This is a genomic window from Caulobacter sp. UNC358MFTsu5.1 (assembly GCF_000712075.1).
Classification (GTDB): Bacteria; Pseudomonadota; Alphaproteobacteria; order Caulobacterales; family Caulobacteraceae; genus Caulobacter.
In genome coordinates, this window is the sequence record NZ_JONW01000006.1 from 283765 (window position 1) to 300817 (window position 17053).

13 protein-coding genes are annotated in these 17053 nt (G+C 68.8%); 8 read left to right on the top strand and 5 right to left on the bottom strand.

The genetic code is table 11. The features are described 5' to 3' along the window. Positions 1–354 precede the first annotated feature (354 nt). Together BR39_RS0110065 and BR39_RS0110070 are read left to right on the top strand one after the other, a co-directional pair. Positions 355–1665: a UDP-glucose/GDP-mannose dehydrogenase family protein gene (locus BR39_RS0110065; RefSeq protein WP_029910805.1), complete on the top strand. Its 1311-nt coding sequence runs from the start codon at positions 355–357 to the stop codon at positions 1663–1665. Further along, positions 1662–2645: an NAD-dependent epimerase/dehydratase family protein gene (locus BR39_RS0110070; RefSeq protein WP_029910808.1), complete on the top strand. Its 984-nt coding sequence runs from the start codon at positions 1662–1664 to the stop codon at positions 2643–2645. The genes BR39_RS0110065 and BR39_RS0110070 overlap by 4 nt, the downstream gene beginning before the upstream one ends. Position 2646: 1 nt before the next feature. On the opposite strand, the gene BR39_RS0110075 is transcribed toward BR39_RS0110070, so the two are convergent. Then, positions 2647–3465, bottom strand: coding sequence for a hypothetical protein (locus tag BR39_RS0110075; protein ID WP_029910811.1), 819 nt, complete (start codon positions 3463–3465; stop codon positions 2647–2649). A 336-nt stretch (positions 3466–3801) separates the two neighbouring features. Here BR39_RS0110075 and BR39_RS25275 point away from each other — a divergent pair, with 336 nt between their 5' ends. The 5 genes from BR39_RS25275 (at position 3802) to BR39_RS0110100 (ending at position 9972) form a co-directional block, all read left to right on the top strand. After that, positions 3802–5349 (top strand): MBOAT family protein, encoded by a 1548-nt coding sequence (locus BR39_RS25275; protein ID WP_051695382.1) that lies wholly within the window; start codon positions 3802–3804, stop codon positions 5347–5349. Between the two features lie 19 nt (positions 5350–5368). Continuing rightward, positions 5369–6520 carry a hypothetical protein gene (locus BR39_RS0110085; RefSeq protein ID WP_029910815.1) on the top strand — a complete coding sequence of 384 codons (1152 nt, stop codon included), beginning with the start codon at positions 5369–5371 and terminating at the stop codon, positions 6518–6520. Beyond that, entirely contained in the window at positions 6504–7298 is a 795-nt protein-coding gene (locus BR39_RS0110090) for a rhamnogalacturonan acetylesterase (protein ID WP_029910817.1), read from the top strand. The genes BR39_RS0110085 and BR39_RS0110090 overlap by 17 nt, the downstream gene beginning before the upstream one ends. Positions 7299–7434: 136 nt before the next feature. Continuing rightward, positions 7435–8814, top strand: a complete 1380-nt coding sequence (locus BR39_RS0110095; RefSeq protein ID WP_029910820.1) for a hypothetical protein — start codon at positions 7435–7437, stop codon at positions 8812–8814. An 18-nt stretch (positions 8815–8832) separates the two neighbouring features. Then, the gene (locus tag BR39_RS0110100; RefSeq protein WP_081916660.1) at positions 8833–9972 is read left to right on the top strand and encodes a glycosyltransferase; all 1140 of its coding nucleotides are present in this window, start codon (positions 8833–8835) and stop codon (positions 9970–9972) included. 38 nt (positions 9973–10010) lie between these two features. Here BR39_RS0110100 and BR39_RS0110105 read toward each other — a convergent pair whose 3' ends face one another. Together BR39_RS0110105 and BR39_RS0110110 are read right to left on the bottom strand one after the other, a co-directional pair. Beyond that, positions 10011–11471 (bottom strand): lipopolysaccharide biosynthesis protein, encoded by a 1461-nt coding sequence (locus BR39_RS0110105; protein WP_029910826.1) that lies wholly within the window; start codon positions 11469–11471, stop codon positions 10011–10013. 30 nt (positions 11472–11501) lie between these two features. Then, positions 11502–13559, bottom strand: a complete 2058-nt coding sequence (locus BR39_RS0110110) for an acyltransferase family protein (RefSeq protein ID WP_051695388.1) — start codon at positions 13557–13559, stop codon at positions 11502–11504. A gap of 258 nt (positions 13560–13817) precedes the next feature. Here BR39_RS0110110 and BR39_RS27345 point away from each other — a divergent pair, with 258 nt between their 5' ends. Further along, complete coding sequence (locus tag BR39_RS27345; RefSeq protein ID WP_051695393.1) at positions 13818–14405, top strand: DapH/DapD/GlmU-related protein; 588 nt, start codon at positions 13818–13820, stop codon at positions 14403–14405. Here the strand turns inward: BR39_RS27345 and BR39_RS0110120 are convergent. After that, on the bottom strand, positions 14372–15505 hold the full coding sequence (locus BR39_RS0110120; RefSeq protein WP_035018337.1) for a glycosyltransferase: 1134 nt from the start codon (positions 15503–15505) through the stop codon (positions 14372–14374). The two genes, BR39_RS27345 and BR39_RS0110120, sit on opposite strands and share 34 nt — an antisense overlap. Beyond that, the gene (locus BR39_RS0110125) at positions 15505–16599 is read right to left on the bottom strand and encodes a glycosyltransferase family 4 protein (RefSeq protein WP_197026672.1); all 1095 of its coding nucleotides are present in this window, start codon (positions 16597–16599) and stop codon (positions 15505–15507) included. Before BR39_RS0110125 ends, BR39_RS0110120 begins: the two co-directional genes overlap by 1 nt. Positions 16600–17053: the final 454 nt, after the last annotated feature.

Sequence of the window (17053 nt, forward strand, 5' to 3'; positions counted from 1 at the left end):
CTCCACCGGGATAGGCGGCCGATCGGCAACAAAGATGGTTGCTGTTTGTCGGCGTTCAAGAGGGGCGGCGTCGCCCGCGGCCGCCGCCGCCGGGCCTTGGTCGGCAAGCGGAGCAAGACGCCCCGCGGGAGAACATTTGTTCGCCCAGTTCTGCGGCTACCGGCGCTCCGGCGGGCCGGAGAGTTCCACGCTTCTGTAGAGCGCCACGGCTGATTTCGCCGAGACTTTGACCATTTGGAGGCTGTGCACAAATGTCACGTGAATGCACTTGCACCTCTAGGCCAAGCGGGCGATAGCAGCCCGAGAAACTCTTGTCCGATCAACTTGGATCGGGAACCATAACGTGGGGATATCATGCGCGTAGCGATGATCGGCACCGGCTATGTGGGTCTGGTGTCTGGGGCGTGTTTCGCCGATTTCGGTCACGTGGTGACCTGCATCGACAAGGATCCGAGCAAGATCGAGCGCCTTGAGAAGGGCGAGATCCCGATCTTCGAGCCCGGTCTGGACGACCTGGTGGCCCGCAACGTCCGCGAAGGCCGCCTGTTCTTCACGCTGGAAGGCGCCCAGGCGATCAAGGAAGCCGACGCGGTGTTCATCGCCGTGGGCACCCCCACCCGCCGCGGCGACGGCCACGCCGACCTGACCTACGTCTACGCGGCCGCCGAGGAGATCGCCGGCCTGATCGAGGACTTCACCGTGGTGGTCACCAAGTCGACCGTGCCGGTCGGCACCGGCGACGAGGTCGAGGCGATCATCAAGAAGGTCCGTCCGGACGCCCAGTTCGCCGTGGTCTCCAACCCCGAGTTCCTGCGCGAAGGCGCCGCGATCGAGGACTTCAAACGTCCCGACCGGGTCGTGGTCGGCACCGAGGACGAGCGCGCCCAGGCGGTGATGCGCGAGCTGTACCGCCCGCTGTCGCTGAACGAGACGCCGATCGTCTTCACCGGCCGCCGCACCAGCGAGCTGATCAAGTACGCGGCCAACGCCTTCCTGGCGATGAAGATCACCTTCATCAACGAGATGGCCGACCTCTGCGAAAAGGTCGGGGCCGACGTCCAGCAGGTGGCCAAGGGCATCGGCCTGGACAAGCGGATCGGCAGCAAGTTCCTGAACGCCGGCCCCGGCTACGGCGGTTCGTGCTTCCCGAAGGACACCATCGCCCTGGTGCGCACCGCCCAGCAGTACGGCGCGCCGACCAAGCTGATCGAGACCACGGTCGCCGTGAACGACTCCCGCAAGAAGGCCATGGCCGAGAAGGTCGCCGCCGTGCTGGGCACGGACGACCTGGCCGGCAAGATCGTCGGGGTCCTGGGCGTGACCTTCAAGCCCAACACCGACGACATGCGCGACGCCCCCAGCCTCGACATCCTGCCGGCCCTGCAGGCCAAGGGCGCCAAGGTCCAGGCCTTCGACCCGGAAGGCGCCAAGGAAGCCTCGCACATGATGCCGGGTGTCACCTTCGTCTCGGGCCCCTACGAGGCCGCCCAAGGCGCGGACGTGCTGCTGATCCTCACCGAGTGGGACCAGTTCCGCGCCCTGGACCTGACGCGCCTGAAGGGCCTGCTCAACGCCCCGGTCGTCGTCGACCTGCGCAACGTCTACAAGCCGGCCGAAATGGTCCGCGCCGGCTTCACCTACGCCTCCATCGGGCGCGGCGCATGAGTCAGGGGCCGGTCATCGTCACCGGCGCCGCCGGCTTCATCGGCATGCACGTGGCCGAGCGCCTGCTCGACCGCGGGGAGACGGTGATCGGCGTCGATGTCTTCAACGACTACTATGACCCGACCCTGAAGGCCGCCCGCGCCGCCCGTCTCGACGGGCGGCCGGGGTTCACCATGGTCCGCCTCGACATCGCCGACGACGCGGCGGTGATGGAGCTGGTCCGGTCCAGCGGGGCCAAGCGGATCGTCCACCTGGCCGCCCAGGCCGGGGTGCGCTACTCGATCGACAACCCGTTCGCCTACCAACGCTCGAACCTGGCCGGCCACCTGTCGATCCTGGAGGCCGCGCGCCACAACGGCGTGACCCACCTGGTCTACGCCTCGTCCAGCTCGGTCTACGGCGATCGCCCGCAGTCCCTGGCCGGCGGCGAGGGCGCGGGCTTCAAGGAGACCGACGCGGTCGACGCGCCGGTGTCGCTCTATGCGGCGACCAAGCGCGCCAACGAGCTGATGAGCATCAGCTACGCCAAGCTCTACGGCTTCCCGATGTCGGGCCTGCGGTTCTTCACCGTCTACGGCCCGTGGGGACGCCCCGACATGGCCTATTACGGCTTCACCCAGAAGATCCTGAAGGGCGAGCCCATCGAGGTCTATGGCGAGGGCAGGATGGCCCGCGACTTCACCTATATCGACGACATCGTCGACGGGATCGTCGGCGTGCTGGACCGTCCGCCGGCCCAGGGCGGCCACGAGATCTACAACATCGGCGACAACGATCCCGTCGGCCTGATGGACATGATCACCACGCTCGAGAAGGCCATCGGCCGCGAGGCGGTGAAGATCATGCGCCCGATGCAGCCGGGCGACGTCACCGCCACCTACGCCGACATCACCAAGCTCAACGCCTTGACCGGCTACAAGCCCAAGGTGAAGCTGGAGGAGGGGCTGGGCCGGTTCGCCGCGTGGTGGAAGTCGCGCTGACCTAGTCCAGCGGCGGCGGATTGGCCCGGAACACCTCGGCCGGAACCGTGGTCATGTTGTAGGACCGCCAGCAGGCGCCCACCCGCTTGAAGCGGCCGATGCCGGCGTCGCCGTTCGAGACCTTGTCGCCCTTGTAGGCCGAGTGGGTCGCGGTCCAGTAGTCCAGCCCCGCGCTGAGCAGGTAGTTGGCCTTGTCGCGGTCGTCGACGCCGGACTCGTCGGGAACCAGCCGGGCCTGCACGGTGACGAACACCCCGCCCAGCCTGTCGTGGTCGAACGGCTTCTTGCCGCTGGTCGGCCAGAAGTGGAAGTTCCGGTCGGGGATCATCCGCACCAGGGTCCCGCCGTCGGGCGCCGGCTTGGCGTCGGCGGCAATGGCGGGCTTGGAGTGGAAGTCCTCCGGGAAGGCCCGGCCCGCGACGTTCTCCGACGCCTGCACCTGTTCCCAGCGGCCCGTCGTCCTGTCGAGCAGATAGGTGCGGTAGCGGCGCAGCTCGACCAGGGTGTGGCTGGAAGTGCTGGGATCGACGCTCTGCCACAGCTGGCCCCAGCCCTGGACCGCGCCGTACCGCGGGGGCGGCTTGCTGCCGTAGAAGATGCGCGGCTTGACCGCGTAGGTGGGGTACGAGCGGCCGGTCTTCTTGTCGGTCCAGATCAGCTTGGCGCCGTGCGGCAGGGTCTCGCTGTGCAGCTTCATGTCGCTGAGCACGGTGTCGACGTCGTTGGCGGCTTCCGGGCAGGTCGCGTCGCCGGGCCGGGCCTGGGCCGCGCCTGCCCAAAAAAGACCCAGCAGGCCGAGTGTCATGACGAACGAACGCATGGCGAGCTCCTGATTAAACCGAGACAACGACGAATCCGCCAAGCTTCGTCACACAAAGGTGCTAAGGCGCGTGGCGTTGGGTGCATTGCAGCATCGATGATCATCAAGACGATAAAACGGCCCGAAACGATGTCCATTTCAGCCCCCCTCGTCGGGGCGCCGGAAAGAAGTTGACCCGGCGACGGGTTATGGGGGATGAGGGGCCTCAGTGCTGACAGCTTCGGGGGCGGTGACTTGACTGGATTTATGTCATTTTTTCAGCATATTTCCATTCCTCATCGCGACCCGAATGAAGCGTCCGTTATTCTATTCAATAGCTGGACGTTCTTCTTCTTTATGCTGGTGGCCTATCCCGCCTTCCTGGTGGTGCGGCGCCATCTGACACTGCGCAATATTGTCCTCTGCCTGTTCAGCTACGTCTTCTACGGCTGGTGGGACCCGCGTTTCCTGATCCTGGTGGCCGTCTCCACGTCGGTCGACTACATGGCCGCGCTCGGCGCGGCCGGTAAGCTGGTGTCCTGGACGGACCGCTGGAAGGCCGCCGCCTGGCTGATCGGCGTGACCCTGCTGTCGCTGCTGTTCTCGCCGCCCGGCAATCTCTGGATCGTGCCGGCCGCGTTCGGCGGGACCGCCGCGGTGCTGGGCGTGACGGCGCTGTTCGACCGCATGGAAGAACGCCGCCGCCGGGTCGCCTGGCTGTGCCTGTCGCTGTTCACGAACCTCGGCATCCTGGCGTTCTTCAAGTATTTCAACTTCTTCTACGAGTCCCTGCACGACGCGATCAGCCTGGCCGGTTTGAACATCCCGCGCCTGGGCCTGGAGGTCGTGCTGCCCGTCGGCCTGTCGTTCTACACCTTCCAGGCCATCAGCCGGACGATCGACAGCTTCCAGGGGCGCTACGACCCGCAGTACTCGCTGGTCAACTACGCGGCGTTCCACGCCTTCTTCCCCCAGCTGGTCGCCGGTCCGATCGAGCGCGCCTGGCACCTGATGCCGCAGTTCGAACGCATCCTGCCCCTGGACATGAACATGGTCTGGTCGGGCCTCCGGGTGTTCATCTGGGGCCTCTATATGAAGCTCGTCATCGCCGACAACATCGCGCCGGTGGCCAACCAGGTGTTCGCCGGCCACAGCGACGGGTCGGCCGGGGCGGCGATGGCCGGGCTGCTGGCCTTCACCTTCCAGATCTATTGCGACTTCGCCGGCTATTCGAACATGGCCCGCGGCGTGGCCCGGATGCTGGGCTTCGACCTGATGGTCAATTTCAACCTGCCCTACTTCTCGCGCACCCCGTCCGAGTTCTGGCAGCGCTGGCACATCAGCCTGTCGCAGTGGCTGCGCGACTATCTGTACATCCCGCTGGGCGGCAACCGCGCCGGGGTGTCCAAGACCTATCGCAACCTGATGCTGACCATGCTGCTGGGCGGGCTGTGGCACGGCGCGGCCTGGACCTTCGTGGTCTGGGGCGCGATCCACGGCGGCATCCTGGTGATCTTCCGGTTCTTCAAGATCGACGACGTGGCCAAGGACGCGCCGAACGGTCCCAAGGGCTGGGTGATCAACATCGGCCTGTGGGCGGCGACCATGCTGCTGGTCGTGCTGGCCTGGGCCTTCTTCCGCGCCCAGAACCTGGGCGAGGCGACGCGCGTCCTGCAGCAGGCGGTCGGCGGGCTGGACGGCTACAGCTGGGCGACCTTCGGGCCGGTGATCTCGTTCATCTTCCCGCTGGTGCTGGTCGAGGCCTGGCAGCGCTGGAAGAAGAACATCGAGTTCCTGAACGCGGGGCCGTTCATCGTGCGCTACACCACGACCATGGCGACGCTGCTGGCGATCATCGCGCTCAGCGCCAGCCAGGCCCAGCCTTTCATCTACTTCAACTTCTGAGGGGCGCCAGGTGTCTTCCGTGTCGCAAGAAACCGCATCGCCCGCCGCGTCCGACCGTCCCCTGGCCGCGCGCCTGGCGCTGGGCGCGCTGAAGGTCGTGGGACTGGTCGTCTACACCCTGCTGTTCGCCGAGCTGTTCATCCGGCTGGTGGTGCACCAGCCGATCCTGCCGCGCTACGTGACCGACACCCCCTGGGGCGTGCGGGGCAACATCCCCAACGCGCGGTTCTGGCAGCGCACCTCCGAGGTGACGGCCGCCTTCCACTACAACAGCCAGGGCATGCGGGACGACCGGGTCTTCCCGCTGGCCAAGCCGGCGGGCGTCTGCCGCGTGGCCCTGTTCGGCGACTCCTACTTCGCCGGCTTCGAGCTGAAGTATCCCGACACCTACGCCCACCGCCTGGAAGAGGCCCTGCGCCAGCGCGGCTACAAGGTGGAGGTCCTGAACTTCGCGGTCAGCGGCTTCGGCACCGCCGAGCACAACCGGACCTATGAAGGCTTCGCCAGGAAGTTCTCGCCGGACCTGGTGCTCTACGAGTGGCACCTGACCGACTTCGACGACAACGTCCGCTCGGGCCTCTATCGCCTGAAGGACGGCCAGCTGCAGCCGGGAGGGGCCACGTTCCTGCCGTCGATCAGCGTGCAGAACAAGCTGATGAAGTCGAGCGCCTATCGTTTCTTGGCCGACAACAGCCAGCTCTACAACTTCCTGCGCGAGAACCTGGCGCGCTACGCCAAGCGGGCGCTGAAGGTGGTCAACGCCAAGGCGGCGGGCGACGAGGAAGGCGGCGGCGCCGGCAACCTCGGGGCGGCGGTCTACGCCAAGGCCTCGCCCTACGCGGTGTCGCTGTCCCAGGCGCTGCTCGACCAGGCCAAGGCCTCGGCGGCCCGCGACGGCGCCGGCTTCTACGTGATGGAGATCCCGCGTCCGGTGTCGCGGACCCAGTTCGAGCCGTCGATCACCCAGATGTCGCCCCAATTCCTGGGCACGCTGAACCTGATCCAACCGACGCCGCAGCTGACCGCGGCCGGCCGGCCCGATCGCAAGCTCTATCTGGAGCACGGCGCGCAGCACCTGTCGCCCGACGGCGTCGGCGTGATCCTCGCCGCGTCCCTCGACCGGATCGCCAGCGATCCCCGACTGCAAAGGTGCCATGGCGACCCGTCCTGACATCGTCGCCCGCGCCGCCGGCCTGCTCCTGCGCCTGACGACGGGCCTGACAGTGGGACTGGCGGCGGGATCGGCGGCGGCCTCGCCCGCGCCGATCCGGATGATCCTGGTCGGCGACTCCACGGTCGCGCCCCATTCCGGCTACGGCGACGCCCTGTGCGCGCGGATGGCGGTCGAGGCCACGTGCGTGAACACCGCGCGGGGCGGCCGCAGCTCGGCCAGTTTCCGCGCCGACGGGTCGTGGGACAGGGTGGCCCGCCTGCTCGGCCGACGCGGGCCCTGGACCGCGACCTACGTGCTGGTCCAGTTCGGCCACAACGACCAGCCCGGCCGGCCGGGCCGCTCGACGGACGTGGCGACCACCTTCCCCGCCAACATGGCCCGCTACGTCGCCGACATCCGGGCCGCCGGCGCGCGCCCCATCCTGGTGACGCCCTTGTGCCGGCGGATGTTCAAGGACGGCGAGCTCCAGGACACCCTGACGCCCTGGGCCGACGCCACCCGCCGCGTCGCGGCCGAAGCGGGCGTTCCGGTCATCGACCTGCACGCCGACAGCTGCCGGGCGGTGCGCGGCATGGGCCCCGAGGCGTCCCTCGCGCTCGGCGCGGGAACGATCTCGCCGCCCGAGCCCGACGGCCAACCCGCGCCGAAAGGCCGGCCTCGGATCGACTACACGCATCTGGGACCCGACGGCGCGGCGACCTTCGCCAAGATGGTCGCCGGCGAACTGGCGCGCGCCGAGCCGCGCCTGACGCCCTATCTCGAGGACGGCCGATGAGCGCATCTCTCGCCCGCGTTATGGAAGCCGTCGGACTTTCTCTGCTAGGGGAGGGCCCGGCGGACTCGGAAGGATCGGCGATCGTCATGCACAGTGTTCGGACGGCCCGCTTCCCGCGCGACGAGGGGAGCCTGACATGACCGCCATCGACGCCGTTCGCCGGGGCGGCCGCAAGCTGGCCGACAGGATCGCCGCCGCCGAACCCAACGCCGACCTCGTCTGGGGACTGGTGCTGGGCACGGTGGTCCGGGTGCTGGGCCAAGCCAACTTCCTGAGCCTGTTCTACGGCTACGGCGCGCAGGGCGGTAACCCGCTCATGAAGATCTCGCCGGGCACCTACATCATCATGATCGTCTTCTGCCGGGCCTGGAACCGCAAGAGCCCGCCCGGCATGGAGACCTTCAAGCTGGCCGCCTCGATGGTCATGACCATCGTGGTGGGCGGCGTGGCCTGGGCGATGGTGACCGGCCAGGCGGTGGCGGTCGGCTATCTGGTCGACTCCTACGCGGTCGCGGCGGCCGGCCTGTTCATCCTGGGCAAGGTGGGCGCGGAGGGGCGGACCAAGGTGTACGCCGCCCTGATCTGGGCCCTGCTGTTCAACGCCCTGCTGCTGTTCCCCGAATTCATCCTCAAGCGACGCTTCGTCCCGGCGCCGCTGGAAGGCGCCCGCGGCATCTTCCGGCCGGCCGCGCTGCTCAATCACCCGCTGATGAGCGGCCTGATGTACGCCACCGCCGCGCCGCTGGTCATGCGCTGGCGCAAGCCGTTCCTGGTCAAGGCCGGGGTGTCGCTGCTGTTCGTGCTGTGCGTGTTCTTCTCCGGCGCGCGGGTCTCGACGGTGCTGGCGGGCGCGGCCTTCGTGCCGGCCGCGCTGATCGCCCTGGGCAAGGAAAAGCCCAAGAGCCAGATCGGCCAGACCTGGCTGGTCAGCCAGTCCCTGCTGATCGCGGCCCTGATCCCGATCGTGGTGATCGTGGCCATCGCCAGCGGGGCGCTGGATCGCATCGGCGGCGGGCTCTACGACAAGAGCGCGGCCACCCGGGTCTGGCAGTTCGGCATGATCCAGTATCTGAGCCCGCACCAGCTGATCTTCGGGATCGGCAACACGACGGCCGCCGACTGGTCGGTCCGCCTGTTCCAGACCCCCAGCGTCGAGAGCGCCTTCGTGCTGGGCGTGTTCATGTACGGCATGCCGTTCACGATCTTCTACCTCGGCATGGTGGTGGTGATCGTGGCGTGGTTCGCCCTGCGGGGCGACACCCTGGTCAAATTGTCGGCGGTGATCTTCCTGACGGCGGCGATGTCGAACAACACGCTCGGCGCCAAGAATCCCGCGGTGTTCTATTTCCTGATGTTCGCGGGATCGACCATGACCCATGCGGTGCGGCGCCTGCCCAGGCTGCGGATGCCGTGGTTGGTGACCGAACAGCCGCCGGACCTGATGACGGCCCAGCATAGCCGCGACCTCGGTTCCCGGACCTTGCCCGGCGGGGATCCTCCCCGCTCGTCGATCTAATCCAGCACAGGCTCCATTGTGGCGAAGACCGACGCGAACTACCTCTTCGTGATCAACTCCCTGGCGGGCGGCGGCGCGGAGCGGGTGATGACCACCCTGCTGGCGCGGTCGAAGGACCGCGCGCCGGACGGGCGTCTGCACCTGGCCCTGCTGGACAACGAGCCGGCGGCCTACACCCCGCCCGATTTCGTGACCGTCCACCAGCTGGACGCGCGGGGCGGCCAACTGGCCAGCATCCGCCAGCTGCTGAAGCTGGTCCGGACCCTGAAGCCCAGGCTGATGCTCAGCTTCCTGACCCGGGCCAACGTCGCCGCCGTGGCCGTGGGCCGGCTGACGGGCGTGCGCTGCGTGATCAGCGAACGGGTCGACACCGCCTCGCACTTCAGCACCACGCGCCTGAAGGCGGTGAAGATGCTGACCGTGCGCACGGCCTATCGCCTGGCCGAGCGCATCATCGCCGTCTCGGCCGGCGTCGCCGACAGCCTGGTCGAGAACTTCGGCATCGCCCGCGACAAGATCGTGGTGATCGAGAACCCCGTCGACGTCGAGGCCATCCGGGCCAAGGGCGCCGAAGCGCCGTCGATCCCGCTGGAGCCGCCGTTCGTGGTGGGGGTGGGGCGCCTGGTGCCCAACAAGAACTTCCGCCTGCTGATCGACGCCTTCGCCGCCTCGGGCGCGCCCGGCAAGCTGGTGATCCTGGGCGAGGGGCCCGAGCGGCCGGCCCTGGTCCAGCGGATCGCCGAGCTGGGCCTGACCGACCGGATCGCCTTGCCGGGCTTCGCGGCCAATCCGTTCGCCGTGGTCTCGCGGGCCGAGATCTTCGTGCTGCCGTCCAACGCCGAGGGCTTCCCCAACGGCCTGCTGGAGGGCATGTCGCTGGGCGTGCCGGTGATCTCGACCAACTGCGCCTCGGGACCGTCGGAGGTGCTGGCCGACGAGCCGCGCCGCCCGCTCGACGACAAGGTCGCGGCGACCTACGGCGTGCTCACGCCGGTCGACCGGGTCGACGCCATGGCCTCGGCCCTGCAACTGCTGCAGGACCCCGAGCTGCGGCGGCGCTACGGCGCCCTGGCCGAACAACGGGCCCGGATGTACTCGCCGGAGATGGCCACCAGCCGCTACTGGGCCGTGCTCGAGCCGGACGCTCCGACGGGCTGACGCCGGCGCCAGGCCCCTTCGCGTCAGGCCCCTTCGCCTCAGGCCTGGGCCGGGGCGCGCTTCAGCAGCTTGCGGGTGAGCTTGTCCACCGGGCCGCGGATCAGCTTGGGGCGCAGCAGGACGGCGGCGACCGCCCAGACGGTCAGGCCGGCGGTCGCGGCCGCGGCGAACACCGCCAGGGCCGGCAGATGGGCCGGCAGGGCCATCCAGGTCAGGTGGCCGACGCCGCCGCCGATCACGCCCAGCGCCACGGCCTTGGCCAGCTCGACCATGTTCAGGCGGGCGTTGATGAACCGGCGCGACAGCAGGTAGCTGGACATCAGGCCGCAGAACGATCCCAGCAGGAACGACAGGGCCGCGCCCAGGGCGCCCAGGCGCGGGATCAGCAGCAGCGAGGCGGCGACGGTGACCAGGCCCGCCGGGGCGTAGGTCGAGAACTGCAGCCAGTTCTTCCGCGTGGCGTGGAAGATGTTGTCGAAGACATAGGCCTTCAGGCTGATGCACACCGCGCCGGCGGTGATTATCGGCAGCAGGTGGATGGCCGCGTCGCGATAGGCCGGCGGCAGGACGGCGTTGGCGATCGCGTGCGACAGGCCGGCGCTGAAGCCCAGCACGGTGAACTGCAGCACCGTCATCAGTTCGAAGGCGTTGCGGACGAACTGCGCCGCGCCGTCGACGCCGGCCTGGTCGTGGCGGCGCATCAGCTCGGGGAAGCCGCCCTGGTTCATGGCGTTGCCGATGATGTCGCTGGGCGTGCGGGCGATCGAATAGGAGGCGGCGTAGATGCCGACGCTGGCCGCGCCGCCCAGCAGCTTCAGGAACACCCGGTCGGAGCTGGCCACCATGTAGGACACGAAGGTCAGGGCCACGATCGGCAGGCCGTATTCGATCCGGCTGCGATAGCTGGCGCCGACCGCGCCGCCGGCCGGCAGGGTCAGGGCGCCGCGGGTCAGGACGATGGCGGCGAAGGCCCCCGTCACGGCCGCGTTGGCCAGGGCCACCGAGGCGAAGTCCGGATGCAGGCCGCTGGCGATCCAGCCCGAGCACAGCAAGCCGGCCGCCCGGGCGGTCTCCAGGGCGCTCTGCTCAAGCTTGCGGCCCTGGAGCTGCAGGGTGGCCAGGCCCAGGCGCAGGGCCGAGTTCGAGACGACATAGGCTGCGACGGCGACGGCGAAGGTCAGGGCGCGGCCGGGCGCGATCCAGTAGGCGACGCCCAGGCCGACCAGGCAGGCCAGGCTCATGAAGGCCACGCTCAGCCGGGCCGACTTGACCAGGCCGTCGCGCCACACTGCGGGGGTGGAGATGTCGCTGCGCAGCAGGGAGAAGCGGATCCAGTTGGACGATCCCATGTCCAGCATCTCGCCGACCAGGGTCACCAGGGCGTAGAGGCCGAACTCGGCCGGTCCCAGCCGCCGGGTCAGCAGCAGGACCAGGATGAACGCCGCGGCCCGGGGCGCCATGATGGCGGGGGCGTAGAGGACGGTGGACTTGATGATCATCGAAACCTGGGGCGCTCGAGAGGCGAAGGATCAGCGCTGGGCGCCGCGGGGCAGGATGTAGGGGTCGAGGAAGGCGAAAGCCGGGCTGGACACGGTGTTGGTCCGGATATGGCTGACATCGTAGTAGAGCGGCGTTCCGTCGGTGACGAGCGGGCAGTCGGCGCCGCACAGGTGGTCCAGCGGATCCACCAGGACCGCGCCGTCCGGGCCGCCCAGGCTATCGACCAGCTGGTTCGGATAGGCGGCCGTCTGGCGCATCTGGCCGGTCGGCACGCCGAAGTCGTCCAGCGCCCGGGTCCGGTAGAGGCGGGCGAACAGGCGCTTGGGGTCGGCTTCGGAGGCCTGGGGGAAGGTCTTGGTGACCATCACCTCGGCGCCCTTGGCCCGCAGGTCGCGGATCACCAGGCCAAGGCGCGCGAAGGCGGCGGTGGCGTCCTGCAGATAGACCGTCTCGTCGCCGCTGGCCCGGCAGGTCAGGCCGCGCTCGAAGCACACCCGGCCGCGGGAGGGCTCGCCCTCGGCCTTGTTGAAGCTGCCCAGCCACGAGGCGACGATGGCCACGCGCGGATAGTTCCCCGTCTTGGCCATGGCCAGGGCCTCGTCGGTGGAGGCGCCGCAGTTCTTGATCGAGCCGCGCAGCTGGACGCCGGGCAGGGGCGCGCAGCCGGGGCGGGTGACGAACACCACGGCCGGGTCGGCGGGGCCGCGCGGCAGGGTGCGGTAGCGAGGCGCGATCTCCTCGCTGTAGGAGTCGCCGATCACGAAGGTCTCGACCGGTCCGCCGCCGCCCTGGCGGCAGATGCGCAGCCCCGTGCGGGTCACGTGATAGGTCGCGCAGGACTTGGGGAAGCTCCAGTCGCCGGCGGCCACCTTGATCCGGTCGGCGGCGGCCACCACCGTGGGCTCGCTGCGCGGGAACTTCAGGGCTTCCAGGCCGCGGGTGGCGAAGACGCCGGCGGTCAGCACCAGCAGGGCGGCGATCGCGCCGTTGAGGATCACGCCGGGCCGGGCCGAGGGGCTGCGGCGGTCGAACAGGCGGCGGGTCAGCTTCTGCTCGATCAGGACGTAGGAGAGCCAGCCCAGGGCGATCGACAGGACGACGCCCGCGACGATCGCCAGGGCGGTGTTCTCGACGGCGAAATAGGTGAAGCCGGCGATCACCGGCCAGTGCCAGAGATAGATCGAATAGGACCAGCGCCCCAGCGGCTGCACGCCCGGCAAGCGGGTCCAGCCGGCCGAGCCGTGGCCGGCGGCGATGACCAGGGCCGCACCCGCCACGGGGATCACCGTCGCCAGGCTGGGCCAGGCCGTGCCGCCGTTGAAGGCCAGCACCGAGGCCAGGATCAGCGCCAGGCCGACCACCAGGGCGGCGGTCTTGGCGCGGCGGCCCAGGCGGTCGCACGGCGCCAGGGCGACCAGGCCGCCGGCGATCAGCTCCCAGGCGCGGGCGGGCAGCAGGAAGAAGCTGGTGCGCAGCAGGGCGTCGTAGCGGGTCAGGGGCACGGCCGCGCACAGCAGCAGCGACAGCAGGCCGATGGCGACCAGCACCGCGATCTTGCGCCCCCGCAGCGGCGCCCAGGCGGCGATGATCACGAACAGCAGCGGATAGAGCAGGTAGAACTGCCATTCGACCGACAGCGACCAGGTGTGCAGCAGCCAGTTGGCCTCGGACGCCCCGCCGAAATAGCCGCCCTGGGTGGCGTAGTCGAAGTTCGACAGGAAGGTGATCGAGCTGGCCACGCTGCGGGCCACGCCGCGCAGGCTCAGGGGGTCCAGCCAGATCGAGGTCCCGATCAGGATGGCGAAGCAGACGGTCCAGAGGGCCGGCACGATCCGGTAGAACCGGTCGGCGTAGAACGTCCAGACACTGAAATTGCCCTGGGCCTGCCGCTTGGTGACGATCTGCGTCATCAGGAAGCCGGAGATGACGAAGAAGACGTCCACCCCCACGAAGCCGCCCCAGGCGTAGGGCAGGTGGAAATGGTACAGCACCACCGAGGTCACGGCGATGGCCCGAAGGGCGTTGATGTCGTGCCGGAAGGCCAGCTTGTCGTGCGGGGACGGCGCGGCCGCGCCTGAGCTGGTCATGTGTGGGTACGCTCGAATAGCCGGAGGCGACTTGCGAGCCCAGATAGAGGCTCGCACCAAACCGGGTCAAGTGAAGCTAAAACAACGGCCAAAGAGATTTGCTGGACGTGTGAACGTGATCATCAATGCATCAGCTGTCGCCAAACCGTGCGACGCTGTTTATCGCCAGACTTGGACCGAACGGCGGCGGCGCGCGGCGTTCGCGACGACCATCGGGTTCGGTCCTTACGGTAGAGTTTCGACGGGTAAGAGGATCGGATGATCAAGAAGGTGTTCGCCAAGCTCTACGATCGGGTGCTGTCCGTCGTGCTCAAGGGCGACGTCTATGCGCGGCGCTGCGGGGTGAAGGTCGGGCAGGGATGCCGGATCCTCAGCCACAATTTCGGGACCGAGCCGTTCCTGATCGAGATCGGCGACCGGGTCACGATCTCGGGCTACGTGAATTTCGTGAACCACGACGGTTCGGGCTGGCTGATGCGCGACGAGCGCGGCCGCCGCTTCACCTATCGCCGGATCCGGATCGGCGACGACGTGTTCGTCGGGGCGGGCACGATCATCCTGCCGGGCGTGTCGATCGGCAATCGGGTGGTGGTCGGGGCCGGCAGCGTGGTCACCCGGTCGATCCCCGACGGCTGCGTGGTCGCCGGCAACCCCGCCCGGCTGATCACCACCTACGACGCCTTCGAGGCGCGGGTGCTGAAGGACTGGCCGGCCGACGCCGACCTGCCCAAGGACGTCGACTACGAGGCCCGCGTGCGGGCGGTGATGGACGAGAGCTTCAAGCCGCCGATCGCCGTGGCGCCCGAGACGCCTCAGGCCGCCCGCGGCCGGACGACGGCCAGGTAGCGGTCGACCACCTTCTCCGGCGAGAACTCCAGGCCGCGATCGACCAGCAGCTGGCTCGGCAGCGGATTGTCCAGCGTGTCGGCCATGGCCTTGGCCAGGGCCGAGACGTCGTCGACCGGCGGCAGCAGGCCGTAGCGGCCGTTGTCGAGGATCTCGGCCGGGCCGTGCGGGCAATCGGTGCTGACCGTCGGCGTGCCGCAGGCCAGGGCCTCGACCAGCACGTTGCCGAAACCCTCGAACCGCGAGCTGAGCACGAACAGGTCGGCGCGGCGTAGGTACTTGGCGGGGTTGGCCTGGAAGCCGAGGAACTTCACGCGGTCGTCCAGGCCCAGGGCCTGGACCTGCGCCTTCAGCGGCGCCTCCAGGGCGCCCACGCCGCAGATCGCCAGCCGGGCCGGACGCCGGGCGGCCAGTTCCGCGAAGGCGGCGATCAGGGTGTCGAAGCCCTTCTGGGCATGCAGCCGGCCGATCGCCAGGACCACCGGCTCGTCGGTGTCGAAGAACGGGTCGTCGACCGGCTCGGCGGCCTGGGCCTCCAGGTTCTCGGGCGCGGCGGGATTGTAGAGCACGTTGATGCGCTCGCGCGGGAAGCCGGCGACCTTGGCCATGTCGTCGGCGATGCCCTTGGACACCGCCAGGACGCCGTCGGCCATCGGCAGCACGAAGCGGTAGAGCAGGGGCACCAGCCCCAGCTTGGCCTGGCCGGTCTGGCTGGACTGGGAGCTGAGGTTGTTGTGCTGGGTGACGAACACCCGGGTCGGCTTGCCCGCCAGCCGGTTGGCCAACACCGCGACGGTGTTGTGGTAGCCCAGGCTGGAGATCATCAGGTCGGGCCGGGTCTCCCGCAGGTATTTGACCATCGGCAGCAGGCTGTTGACCGTGCGCGGCGCCTTCAGATCGACGACCCGCACCCCTTCGGGGATCTGGGCCATGTACTCGCCCTTGGTCTGGCACAGCACCAGGTCCACGCGGTAGCCGCGCCGCAGCAGCTCGCGGGCGATCACCAGACGCATCTTCTCGGCGCCGCCCGAGGCCATGCTGTTGATGTGCAGGGCGATCAGCGGTGCCGGCTGGGCCGCGACCTCGGATTGGGACGCCATCAGGTTCTGCCGCACACTTGGTTGTAGAAGCTGGCGGTCCGTCGGGTGACCTCCTCCCAGCGGTACTTCTGGAGCTTGTCGCTCCAGTCGATCCGCCGTTCGGCCTGGCCGCCCATCACCGCGTCCAGCGCCTGGGCCAGGCTGTCGGTGTCGCCCAGCGGGTAGTAGCAGGCGGCCGGCAGCTCGATCTCGAGATTGGGCGGGATGTCGCTGGCCAGGATCGGCAGGCTCGCGGACATCGCCTCCAGCATGGCGATCGGATTGCCCTCGTGGCTCGAGGGCAGGACGAACAGGTCGGCGCCGGCGAAGGCGGCGGCCAGGTCGTCGCCGGTCTGGTGGCCCAGGCAGTGGATGCGCGAGCCCGGCGCGGCGGCCTGCAGGATCTCGGCCTCGTAGGGCGAGGCGGTGACGGCCGAGCCGACCAGCACCAGCGACCAGTCCGGATGCTTGTCGCGCACCTTCTCGAACGCGCGCACCAGGTCGATCTGGCGCTTCTCGGGCACCAGGCGGGCGACGTTGAGGATGTATTTCTGGCCGGGGTCGACGCCGTTGGGCCAGGTCTTGCGCGGGGCGGGCGTCGGCGGCACGCCGTTGGGCACGTGCTCGACGCGCTGGCGCGGATAGTCGGTCCGCAGGCGGTTGGCCGCCAGGCCCGAGACGCTGATGATGCCGTTGGAGAAGCGGCCCGCCATCTGTTCGCCCAGGCGGATCATGGTCTTGGCGAACTTGCTCCACTTCTCGCGATTGTAGTCGTCGCCATGGTGGGTGACGACCACGCGCATGCCCATCAGGCGGCCGAGCGGGGTGACCAGGGCTGGGCCGATCGCGTGGACGTGCAGCACGTCCGGGCGCCACCAGGCCGCGGCGAACACCCCGATCGTCGAGTGGATCAGCGCCTCCAGGTGCTTGTCCTTGGGCGCGGGCAGCGACCAGCGCTTGACGTTGGCCGGGTCGACCGGGTCGTCGGGCGTGACGTAGGGCGCGCGTTCCAGGACCAGCACCTCGGCGTCGCCTTCAGCCAGGCGATGGGCGAGGTGCTTGATGTGGGTCTCGACGCCGCCGTGTCCGCCGTGAAGGCTCCGGAGCCCGAGCATCGCGATGCGCAAGCGCCGCTTGGATTGTGTCATTGCGGCTCAAGTCTTTCGAGCCCGACGACCAGCGCCGAGCATCAAGTCCAAGGGTGATCACGAGGTAGTCAACCGGCCCCTTCACTGTCAACGCCAAGAGGACAGCGCCCCACGGCCTGAAGTGAAATTGCCAGTTTTGCCGCTTTTAGAAGCATTCGCGCCGGATGGCCATGAGGTTGTTCATGGCCGGCGCCGCGACGGGGGAGCGGTCTTGTGGAACGTACTATCGCCCGCCTCGATGACGCTTTTTTGGGGCGAGATCACGCGCGAAAAAAGGCGCGTCCGAGCCGGACGCGCCTTGATAGCTCCGTAGGGATCAATCCGGGATCAGAAGATCTCGAACAGACCGGCGGCGCCCCACCGAAATCGGCTTGCCGATTTCGGCGTCCTCAAGTGATGGGCGCCGTCGTCCGGCCTGTTC

Bases quoted from the DNA above. Each gene is read 5' to 3' on its own strand.
- BR39_RS0110065 (WP_029910805.1), top strand. From the start codon at position 355: ATGCGCGTAGCGATGATCGGCACCGGCTATGTGGGTCTGGTGTCTGGG.
- BR39_RS0110070 (WP_029910808.1), top strand. From the start codon at position 1,662: ATGAGTCAGGGGCCGGTCATCGTCACCGGCGCCGCCGGCTTCATCGGC.
- BR39_RS0110075 (WP_029910811.1), bottom strand. From the start codon at position 3,465: ATGCGTTCGTTCGTCATGACACTCGGCCTGCTGGGTCTTTTTTGGGCA.
- BR39_RS25275 (WP_051695382.1), top strand. From the start codon at position 3,802: ATGCTGGTGGCCTATCCCGCCTTCCTGGTGGTGCGGCGCCATCTGACA.
- BR39_RS0110090 (WP_029910817.1), top strand. From the start codon at position 6,504: ATGGCGACCCGTCCTGACATCGTCGCCCGCGCCGCCGGCCTGCTCCTG.
- BR39_RS0110095 (WP_029910820.1), top strand. From the start codon at position 7,435: ATGACCGCCATCGACGCCGTTCGCCGGGGCGGCCGCAAGCTGGCCGAC.
- BR39_RS0110105 (WP_029910826.1), bottom strand. From the start codon at position 11,471: ATGATCATCAAGTCCACCGTCCTCTACGCCCCCGCCATCATGGCGCCC.
- BR39_RS0110110 (WP_051695388.1), bottom strand. From the start codon at position 13,559: ATGACCAGCTCAGGCGCGGCCGCGCCGTCCCCGCACGACAAGCTGGCC.
- BR39_RS27345 (WP_051695393.1), top strand. From the start codon at position 13,818: ATGATCAAGAAGGTGTTCGCCAAGCTCTACGATCGGGTGCTGTCCGTC.
- BR39_RS0110120 (WP_035018337.1), bottom strand. From the start codon at position 15,505: ATGGCGTCCCAATCCGAGGTCGCGGCCCAGCCGGCACCGCTGATCGCC.
- BR39_RS0110125 (WP_197026672.1), bottom strand. From the start codon at position 16,599: ATGCTCGGGCTCCGGAGCCTTCACGGCGGACACGGCGGCGTCGAGACC.